Annotated in this window: 6 protein-coding genes and 4 pseudogenes; 2 read left to right on the top strand and 8 right to left on the bottom strand. The window is 60.3% G+C overall.

Going from position 1 to position 10323, the window contains the following annotated elements:
* On the top strand, positions 1-615 hold a 615-nt coding region (locus tag X733_RS1000000167440), incomplete at its 5' end, for a GntR family transcriptional regulator (RefSeq protein ID WP_081740790.1).
* Here X733_RS1000000167440 and X733_RS1000000171195 read toward each other — a convergent pair.
* The 8 genes and pseudogenes from X733_RS1000000171195 to X733_RS136800 all read right to left on the bottom strand — a co-directional run.
* Positions 590-793 (bottom strand): annotated as a pseudogene (locus tag X733_RS1000000171195) (hypothetical protein); the annotation flags it as partial. The gene X733_RS1000000167440 and the pseudogene X733_RS1000000171195 sit on opposite strands and share 26 nt — an antisense overlap.
* Before the next feature lie 66 nt (positions 794-859).
* Positions 860-982, bottom strand: a pseudogene (locus tag X733_RS1000000169185) (DDE-type integrase/transposase/recombinase); the annotation flags it as partial.
* A 189-nt stretch (positions 983-1171) separates the two neighbouring features.
* A pseudogene (locus X733_RS01000000166955) lies at positions 1172-2442 on the bottom strand (IS256 family transposase).
* Between the two features lie 183 nt (positions 2443-2625).
* Complete coding sequence (locus tag X733_RS136790) at positions 2626-3618, bottom strand: IS481 family transposase (RefSeq protein WP_031194341.1); 993 nt, start codon at positions 3616-3618, stop codon at positions 2626-2628.
* A 274-nt stretch (positions 3619-3892) separates the two neighbouring features.
* Positions 3893-4402, bottom strand: coding sequence for a sarcosine oxidase subunit gamma (locus X733_RS136795; protein ID WP_031194339.1), 510 nt, complete (start codon positions 4400-4402; stop codon positions 3893-3895).
* Positions 4395-7371 (bottom strand): annotated as a pseudogene (locus tag X733_RS01000000166950) (sarcosine oxidase subunit alpha family protein). The gene X733_RS136795 and the pseudogene X733_RS01000000166950 overlap by 8 nt, the downstream one beginning before the upstream one ends.
* Positions 7371-7646, bottom strand: a complete 276-nt coding sequence (locus X733_RS0136335; protein ID WP_031194337.1) for a sarcosine oxidase subunit delta — start codon at positions 7644-7646, stop codon at positions 7371-7373. Before X733_RS0136335 ends, X733_RS01000000166950 begins: the two are co-directional and overlap by 1 nt.
* A gap of 18 nt (positions 7647-7664) precedes the next feature.
* Positions 7665-8915: a sarcosine oxidase subunit beta family protein gene (locus X733_RS136800; RefSeq protein WP_031194335.1), complete on the bottom strand. Its 1251-nt coding sequence runs from the start codon at positions 8913-8915 to the stop codon at positions 7665-7667.
* A 95-nt stretch (positions 8916-9010) separates the two neighbouring features.
* Between X733_RS136800 and X733_RS136805 the strand changes: the two genes are divergently transcribed.
* Entirely contained in the window at positions 9011-9991 is a 981-nt protein-coding gene (locus X733_RS136805) for a GlxA family transcriptional regulator (RefSeq protein ID WP_031194333.1), read from the top strand.
* Positions 9992-10323: the final 332 nt, after the last annotated feature.

The following is a 10323-nucleotide window of genomic DNA, read 5'->3' as shown; positions in this document are numbered from 1 at the left end:
ATGCCTGTTCGGGAAGCAGTTCGTCGCCTAGTCGCGCTTAGAGCCTTTATCTCGTTGCCGAACCGGGCTGTACAAGTGCCGGAATTTTCTCCGGAGACGGTACGAGATCTTTGTCGAGTGCGACTGGGGATCGAAGGACTGGCCACATTATGGGCAGCGGAAAATGCAACGCCAAAGCTTGTAAAGCTCCTCCGGAAGTTGCTGCGTCGGGAGATCGAATGTGCAGGTAAGTCGGATTTCAGCGGTGTGCTCGGCGCTAATCGAGCATTCCATTTTGTGATATATGAGGCGGCTGGATCCGAGACGCTGCTGCCCTGCATAGAAATGCTTTGGTTGCAGATAGGCCCCTATTTTGGGGTCCTTAATGGGCATCCGAGTCTCGGCCGTTACCTCTATGAACATGAGCGTATAATCGAACGGCTAGAAGAACAGGACGGACCCGGCGCCAAGGCTGCCATTTCACGCCATATTACCATGGCTGCGGAAGACATAATCGCGTCATGGCCAAAGCATGCTTCCGCGACGCATAGCGGCGCGCAGCAGAGCAATGAACCCGCGTCGAGCGATATAGATGGTTTTGTTGCAACAGCTAAATCGGGGCGCAGAGAGGCCTGATGCGAAGTCTACCAGGTGGCAGGATTTCGAACTGCTCGGCCAGGGATGGATTCGGACTGAACGCGCATCTCGCTTGTCGCTTGCGCATGATGTGAACCATTTCGATGCCGCAAAGGAAGTTCTGTCGCAAAGATCGAAACGGAACAAAGGGTGGCAGGAATCGGGGTCGGCGTTCTATGCCGTGAGGATGGCTAACTGCTCGGCGATTGAGGGGCTAGGATTGTAGGCATACCTCGCCTGCCGTTTGCATCATGTGGATCATCTCGATGCCAGACAGGATAATTTTGGCGGTCGCCTTCGCCTTGAAGCCGAGCATGGAGCTGACGCGGCACTTGATCCGTCGACGATCCTGCTCAATGAGATTGTTATCAGGCATAAATAGGCGCGAGGCGCCAATCCGTATTTCCTTACACGGATGGATTGACTACCATCCACCTACCGGGATTGGGGTGTCGAGAGCACGCATGGCGGGCAGGCCGAAGTATCTGATGAACTGTTCGAGTTGTTATCTGGTTGTGTGCGTCAAGTTCTGCAAAATGGGCGATCATGAAACTGGTCATGCGGCTTGGCGTAGAGCGAGCTTCTTGTGCTCGCGCAGATCATCCATGTTGATATAGCGGTTGGCCTCCATCCAGTTTTCGTTGGTTTCGACGGCCAGCGCCCTGACCAGGCGCAGGCAGCTTTCGGCGTTCGGGAAGATGCGCACGACATAGGTGCGCCGGCGGATTTCCTCGTTGAGCCGTTCAAGCATGTTGGTGGACTTGAGGTGCTTGTGATGCTGACGCGGCAGCCGGAAGAAAGTCAGCGTCTGTTCTATGGCTTCTTCCGCCCAGGTGGTCAGCCGCGGGTAGCGGGCGGACCATTTGGACAGCCACGCGGCGAGATCGGCCTTGGCCTCGGCGAGATCGCGCCGGTCGTAGAGCCAGCGCAGTTCCTGCAGNACAGCCACGCGGCGAGATCGGCCTTGGCCTCGGCGAGATCGCGCCGGTCGTAGAGCCAGCGCAGTTCCTGCAGACAATCGTCGCCGTGCTTCCTGGGCAGGTGATCGAGCGCGTTCCTGAGGAAGTGGACGTAGCAGCGCTGCCATGCTGCTTCCGGGATCACCTCGCCGATCGCCGCGACCAGGCCGGCATGGTCGTCGGACACGGCCAGTTCGACGCCCTTGAGACCGCGTCGTTTCAAGCCGACGAGGAAGTCCTTCCAGGCCGAGCGGCTCTCGCGATTGGCCATCTCCACGGCCAGGATCTGCCGGCGCCCGTCCCAGTCGATGCCGACCGCGATCAGCACCGCCTGGCTCATCACGATGCCGGCTTCGCGCACTTTCTCGTAGCGGGCATCGAGAATGAGGTAGGGGAATGGCTCCTCAAGCGGTCGTTCGGCAAACGCCTTCAGGCTCTCGTCCAAGCGCTTGTTGATGGCCGAGATCGACGAAGCCGAGAACGCATGACCGCACAGCTCTTCCGTGATCGCCTTGACCTTGCGGGTCGACACGCCCTGCACATACATCTCCGCAAGCGTCGCAACCAAGGCCCGCTCCGAACGCTGGTAGCGCTCGAACAGCTCGGTGGAGAAGTGACCCGCCCGGTCCTGTGGAACCCGCAGCTCAAGCTTGCCGACCCGCGTCACAAGGGTGCGGCCGTAGTAACCCGAGCGATACCCAAGGCGCTCAGGCGTGCGTTCGCCCTTCGAAGCACCCAGCGCCTCCTCCATCTCGGCCTCGAGAACCTCCTGCATTACCGCACGGATCACTTCGTGCAGCCCCTCCGGGTTCGAAAGCAGAATGTCTTTGACGGCAGCGCTGGTCGATTTACCTTCTGTCTTGGTCATGGTGGCGTTCCTTCGCGGGAATCAGGTGACGTGAACAATCACCAGCCTGCCATGACCGCCCCCTCTCAGCGAATTTGCAGAACTCTCAGCACACTACNGGTGACGTGAACAATCACCAGCCTGCCATGACCGCCCCCTCTCAGCGAATTTGCAGAACTCTCAGCACACTACGAAATCCAGGGCCTAGATGTTTAGTCCCAAGGTTTGATGGGTTGGATGGAGCCTGAATCGTTCGGGCTCTTTTGTCCAGATTTTGCAGATGTATTCAAAGGGCGTGAGGCCCTTGAGGGTCTTCAGTCGTCGGCCGAAATTATAGGCTAAGACGAAATCGGCGAGATGCTGGCGCAGTTGGTCATGGCTCTCGTAGTAGAAGCGTTTGACGGTCGCATCCTTGATCGTGCGGTTCATGCGTTCGACCTGGCCGTTGGTCCATGGGTGCCTTGGCTTTGTCGTTCGGTGGTCGATATCGGCCTTGGCGCAAGTATGTTCGAAGGCGTGCGCCCATATGATTTCTCCCGCCGCCATGGCTTCCTTGATCAGCGGAACGGCCGAGCCGCCGGCACCTGGGGTCGTGAACTGAATGCCGTTGTCGGTAAGCACTGTGTGGATCTTGTAAGGGACAGCATCAAGAAGATGGCGCAGGAAATCGGCGGAGACCGCTGTCGTTGCCTTCTCGTGCAGCTCGACGAAAGCGAACTTCGAGGTCCGATCTATGGCCACGAACATATGCAGCTTGCCCTGCTCGGTTCGGACCTCGGCGACGTCGATATGGAAGTAGCCGATTGGATAGGCCTTGAACTTCTTCCTTGCCGGCTTGTCGCCCTCGACATCCGGCAACCTGCCTATCCCGTGACGCTGCAGGCAGCGATGCAAGGATGACCGCGCCAGATGCGGGATCGTCGGTTGGAGAGCATAGAGGCAATCGTCCAGTGGCAGCAGCGTATAACGCCGAAAGGCGACGATGACCGCCTCTTCCTCAGTCGATAGCACTGTCGACTTCGGATCTCTGGGGCCAGTCGGAAGATCGGCGGCCGACGTCCGGTTCCTCCACTTCCTAACCGTCTTCTGATTGATGCCGTAGCGCTTCGCCAGCGCCCTCAGGCTCTCTTGACTATGCTGTATCGCTCGACGGATCGCCTCTGTCGTCGTGGCGCTCCCATGAAGAACCTGGCCCATAGCGCATCCTTTGATTCGGACGAAAAGTATGCGCCATCAAAGTCTGGGATCAAACACCTAGATAGAGACTGAACAGGCGTCTTTCCACCTTCATCTTGAACATCTTTACGCCTCCCTGAAGACGCTGGAACCCGTCAGACTTTGGTTCTGAAGCCTTTAGAATCGAAACGGCCTGGAACAAGACGTCTGCAAGGTAGCCGCCAAGTAAGCGAGCAAGCAAACTCGCATCACATACAAATTTTGCGCTAGATTTTTGAACTATCGATACTCAGCGCTAGTCATCTGTGAGATCGTCCCAAAGGCTCTCAGCAAAGCTCCTGAGCACAATTAACTCGAAGGAGTCGCTGCCGATCCGAGTGATGTGAGCGGCGATATGGCCGATCAGGGTTGTTGCCGATCGGCCGACGGGAAAGGAGGCGACGGAAAGGTCGATGGCTGTACCCTTTGATAGGATGCGTTCTGCTTGTTCGCCGTCGATGCGAATACGGACGCGGCCGGCGCTCTGGTCGACGCCCGTCGCGCGCGGTTCGAGCGTCTCGAACAGCGTCTTAATGGCGGAATGCGTCATCGGCTCGTCGCCAACGATAAACCAATGTCCCGGCGAAACGGCCCGGACGCCGCCTTTGCCAAGTCCGCCCAGGAAGGATCCCAGGTCCTGTTCTCCGGGCGCTGCAAGCACATGGACGATTGCGCCTTCGGGCAGCGCCGAGAGCCTTACTTCCGCAGAGGTGACCGCAGTCCTGGCGCCGAGCACCGGGTGAAGAGTCAGGCGTAAATCAGACATGGAGCCTCTCGTTCTGCGGATCGACAAAAACCGTGTTGCATAGTCGCGCTGCTGTGAATTCGCCGCACAAGCCGTTCCACACCAATACTTCCTCGCCATGCCGTTCCGGCCCGCGCCTGACCAGCGCAAGGCCAATGGTGAAGCCGACATGAGGTGAATAGGCACTCGAGGTCACATAGCCTTGATCATTCTCCAAGGTTGCAGCGGCATCCTTGGCGAGGATATGCGAGCCGGTGCGGAATGTGGTCGCGGGATCGAGCGGCACGACGCCGACAAGGCGCGGGCGATCCTCGGCCACCAGTCCCTCGCGGCCGAGCATCGCCTTGCCGATGAAATCCGGCTTGGCGGTGGATACCATCTTTGCGAAGCCGAGGTCCGATGGGATCACCGTGCCGTTAATTTCGTTATGCGTCACATGGCCCTTCTCGATGCGCAGTACGCTGAGCGCCTCGACGCCGTAGGGCTGGATGCCATGTTCCTTGCCTGCCTGGAGAACGGCGTCGGCGACGCTCTCGCCATAACCGGCCGGCACGGCAAGCTCATAGGCCAGTTCGCCTGAGAAAGAGATACGGAACAGGCGGCCATGCAGCCGACCGCCGAACAGCGAGACTTCCTTTGCCGCAAGAAAGGGGAATGCAGCGTCGGAAATATCATCATCGACGATCGCCTGCACCGTCGCGCGCGCCTTCGGCCCGACCACGGACATCTGTCCCCATTGGTCCGTGACCGAGGCGAGCCGCACGTCGAACTCCGGCCACAGCACTTGAGCGCAGAATTCGAGATGCTTCATGACGCCGGCGGCATAGGCCGTGGTCGTCGTCATGAAGAAGCGATCGTCAGCCAGGCGGCTCGTCGTGCCGTCATCATAGATAAAGCCGTCCTCGCGCAGCATCAGNCAGCATCAGACCATAGCGCGCCTTGCCGACCGGCAGTTTCAGGAAGGCGTTCGAATAGACCCGATTGAGGAACTCCGCCGCATCCTTGCCGCAGATCTCGATCTTGCCGAGCATCGACACGTCGCAGATGCCGACATTCGTTCGAACATTCAGGACCTCGCGATCGACGCTCTGTCGCCAGTTGGTTTCACCCGCCCGCGGGAACCAGGATGAGCGATACCAGAGGCCGGTCTCCACGAAGACCGCGCCCTGCTTCTTGGCCCAGTCATGCAGAGGCGACTTGCGCACTGGCTGGAATTGATTGCGGTGATGCGGGCCAGTCAGCGCGCCGAAGCTGATCGGCGTGTAGAAGGGCCGGAAGGTCGTCGTGCCGACTTCGGCGGGAGAAACGCCACGAGCTTCGGCCAGCAGGCCAGTTGCGTTGACATTGGAGAGCTTGCCCTGGTCGGTGGCCATGCCCGATGTCGTGTAGCGCTTGGCAAGTTCGATATCGCCATAGCCTTCCTGCCCGGCAAGGCCGAGATCCATGTGCCTTACATCGTTCTGGAAGTCGACGAAGGCCTTGCCCTTCACGCCAGGAATATTCCAGAGCGGGCGGGCCGATGGAGCGATGATGTCGCCATCGACTGGACCGGAGTCGAATGGTTGGGCGCCGAACCCGAGGTCTTGGGCGATGGTAGCGCCTCGCGCGGCGCCCTCTGCAAAGCTTGCTGACAATCCCGTTGTGCCCGTGACGCCGCCCGCGAGCGCGAGGCCCCTGGTCTCAGATGGGGCCATGAAGGCGCCATGCGCATCCGACCATTGCGGCTTGCCGCCGCGATGGCATGCAAGGTGGATGATCGGGCTGAAGCCGCCGGACATGGCAAGCGCATCCACAGCGATGGTTTCGGTGGCGCCGTTTGCGGTCATGACGTTGACGCTGGAGAGCGTCTTGCCGCCCTTGGCGTCGGACACGACGGCGCCCTGGATAAGGCGAGCGTTGCCGGTATAGGCGAACTGGGTGTCGGCGCGGCTATCGATGATTGCAGTAAGCTGGACACCCGCCGCCTCGAGATCGCGGGCGAGTGGGTAGGCGCTGTCATTGGTGGTGAAGATGGCGGTGCGCTGGCCTGGGGCCACGGCAAAGTGGTTGAGATAGCTGCGCATAGCACCCGCGATCATCACGCCGGGAATATCGTTGCCGCCGAACACCAAAGGCCGCTCCTCGGCGCCGGTGGCGAGCAGCGCCTTCTTGGCGATGATGCGCCACAGGCGCTCGACCGGCTTGTTCGGATCGGGGTTGCGCACATGCTTCTGGGCGCGCTCCACAGCTCCAAAGATATTGCCGTCATACCAGCCGAAAGCGGTGGTGCGGGTCAGGACGCGCACATTCGGCAGCGTTTCCAGCTCGTCGGCGAGCCGCTTGGCAAAAGCCGGCGCGTTTTCCCCATCGATGGTGGCGGTCTCCGACAGCAACGATCCGCCCGCAAGGCTATGTTCGTCGAGGATGATGACACGTGCCCCGGCACGGCCGGCGGTCAGCGCGGCGGCCAGCCCGGCGGGGCCGGCGCCGATCACCAGCAGGTCGCAATGCGCCCAGCTCTTCTCGTACCGGTCGGGATCGGCCTCGTAGGTCGCTCTGCCGAGACCGGCGGCGCGGCGGATAAAGGGCTCGTAGAGACCTTCCCAGAGCTTCGCCGGCCACATGAAGGTCTTGTAGTAGAAGCCCGCGGCGAGGAAGGGTGAGAGCAGGCCGTTCAGCGAACCGATGTCGTAATCGAGCGAAGGCCAGCGGTTCTGGCTGCGGGCTTCGAGACCGTCGTAAAGGTCCTGCATCGTAGCCCGGGTATTGGCCTCCGTGCGCCCTCCGCTGCCGATGGTCATCAATGCATTCGGTTCGGCGGCGCCCGCGGTTAGGATGCCGCGAGGCCGATGGTATTTGAAGCTGCGGCCCACCAGCTGGCGGCCATTGGCGAGCAGGGCGGAAGCCAGCGTATCGCCCGCATGGCCAGTGAGCGACTGGCCGTCAAAGCTGAAGCCGAGGCGTGCCTGGCGATCGATCAGGCCACCCTTAGGCAGTCGATAGGAGGACATCAGAGCGCCTCCGCCGATAGGTCGAGCACAACGTCGCGGGAGCCCGAGATTTCATGCGTGGCCGTATCGCGGCTCACCACCAGCCAGCGCCGGCAGCCCGAGGTATGATGCCAATATTCCTCATAGGCGCCTCGCGGATTGTCGCGCAGATAGACATAGTCGATCCACGCCCCCGTTCCGGCATCGGGTGCGGGCCGGACGAGTGCCGCCCCTTTCACAGTGAATTCTTCTTTCGGTCGAGAGCCGCAATGAGGGCATGGAATAAGGCTTGCCATGTTCAGGTACCCTGGAAATCAGTGAAGGTTGGGCTGGGCGCCCTGGCCGTTTTCGTCGAGAATATGGCCGCGCGCGAAACGGTCGAGCCGGAAGGCGCGAGCGGTCTCGTGCGGCGTGCCGCGTGCAATGAGATGCGCAAAGCAGAGGCCCGACGCGGGCGTCGCCTTGAAGCCGCCATAGCACCAGCCGGCATTGAGGTAGAGATTGTCGATATGGGTGCGGTCGATGATCGGCGAGCCATCCATCGACATGTCCATGATCCCGCCCCATGAACGCAGCACGCGCACGCGGGAAATGCCTGGGATCATCGCCTTACCCGCCTCGGCAACATGCTCGACGGTGGCGAGATTGCCGCGTTGCGCATAGGAATTGTAGCCGTCGATGTCGCCGCCGAAGACGAGCCCGCCCTTGTCGGACTGCGAGACGTAGAAATGGCCCGCGCCGAAGGTCACGACGCAATCGATGAAGGGTTTCAGGCCCTCGGAGACGAAGGCCTGCAGCACATGGCTTTCGAGCGGCAGCTTTATATCGGCCATCTCGGCGACGCGCGAGGAATTGCCGGCCGCCGCGAGAGCCAGCTTGCCGCAGCTTATGAAGCCGCGCGTGGTCTCGACGCCGACTACCTTGCCGTTTTCGCGGCGGATGCCGGTCACTTCACAATGGTGGATGATGTCGACGCCGCGCATGTCGGCGCCACGCGCATAGCCCCAGGCCACCGCGTCATGCCGCACCGTGCCACCGCGGCTCTGAAGCAGGCCGCCCTGGATCGGGAAGCGGGCACTGTCGAAATCGAGGAATGGCAGCTTGGCGCGGACCGCCTCGCGGTCGAGCAGTTCAGCATCAACGCCATGCAGCAGCATGGCATTGCCGCGCCGCGTATAGGCGTCGCACTGCGCGTCCGAATGATAGAGATTGAGCACGCCGCGTTGAGAGACCATGGCGTTGAAATTGAAATCCTGCTCCAAGCCTTCCCACAGCTTCATGGACAGTTCGTAGAAGGGGTTGTTGCCCGGCAGCAGGTAGTTGGAGCGGATGATTGTCGTGTTTCGCCCGACATTGCCGGAGCCGATATAGCTCTTCTCCAGTACTGCGACGTCGGTGACGCCAAATTCCTTGGCGAGATAGTAGGCCGTCGCTAGGCCATGCCCGCCCCCGCCAACGATGATCACGTCGTAGTGGGGTTTGGGCTCCGGCGCACGCCAGGCAGGGGTCCAAGTCTTATTGCCACGAAGTCCGTTGAGAAGCACGGATAGAGCCGAATACCGCATGGAATGGCCTGTTGATGGAGCTGTCATCCAGCAACGTACGTCATGTTTGGTTATTGGAATTGCCCAAACGGGACATAATGATATGAAATCGGGACATGACGACGAATGAGTCCAGATCTCTCCAGCGCATGGGCTTCCTGCTCGTGCCGAATTTCGCGTTAATGTCCTATGCTTCCGCCACCGAACCGCTGCGCGCTGCCAATCTGATCGCCGGCGTACCGCTCTATGATGTCACTCCGCTATCTTCCTGCGGCCAGCCGGTGCGAAGTTCTTCGGGTCTCACCATTGATTGCGATGATTTGCAGGCAAAGGGCGGAGCCTGCCACACCGTGTTTGTATGTGCAGGTGGAACTCGTCACGACTGGGTCGACCGGGACGGCCTTTACGGGATGCTGCGCAAGCTCTCGCGCCAGGGCTCCCGGATTGGCGGCATATCTTCGGGCGCTTTCCTGCTGGCCGCGGCGGGCCTTTTGGAAAATCGGGACTTTACCATCCATTGGGAACATGCCGAGCTTCTGAAGGAAGCCTTTCCACATCTGTCGCCCCGGCAGGCGCGTTATGTCTTAGACGGCGACCGGGTCACCTGCGGTGGCGGCGTCGCGCCCCTCGACATGATGCATGCGATGATTTCCGAGCGGATGGGCTCGCATTTCGCTCGCCGCGTCAGCGATTGGTATCTCCATACTGCAATCGGCGAACCCACCGCCCCACAGCGCGGCTCGTCGGCGGAGCGATTTGGCACCCATCATCCAGCGCTGCTTGCCGTCCTGGAAAAGATGGATGCCACCATCGAACATCCGCTTTCCCGTGATGCGATGGCGAAGGTCGCTGGCGTCAGCATTCGCCACCTTGACCGGCTGTTTGCGGACCATTTGAAAATCGGATTTCTTGAAGCCTATCGAAACGTGCGCCTGGATCACGCGCGCAGACTTCTGGAGCAAAGCCCACTGTCAATTTCGGAGATCGCGTTCGCCGCCGGATTTTCCAGTCCTGGGCATTTTTCGAAAGCATTCTCAAATCGGTTCTCGAATTCCCCGCGCCGTCTTCGGGACAAAACACGGGAAAGCACGCGATGATCAATTGGCTTTGCCATCGTCCGACCCCAGCAAGTAGAATCGGGCAAGTGCTGCCTAAAGGCCGTTGCGGACTGCAGTCTCGAAGTTGCTCGCAATCATAGCCTCCAGGCCTGCCGAGGTGCTGCCTCTGTAGTCAATGAATCGTCTGACAACATCCTCGGGGGCGTCTGAATTTAGTGAAAGAGCGCCCCGGCACCTTTCAGCACGGCAATCACAGCCCTCCGCGCAACCATAGGTCAATCGCCCTCGTCACAGCATCGGTAGTGTGCTGAGAGTTCTGCAAATTCGCTGAGAGGGGGCGGTCATGGCAGGCTGGTGATTGTTCACGTCAC

The organism is Mesorhizobium sp. L2C066B000 (assembly GCF_000502335.1).
Taxonomy (GTDB): domain Bacteria; phylum Pseudomonadota; class Alphaproteobacteria; order Rhizobiales; family Rhizobiaceae; genus Mesorhizobium.
This window is presented reverse-complemented; position numbering and strand designations above follow the sequence as displayed.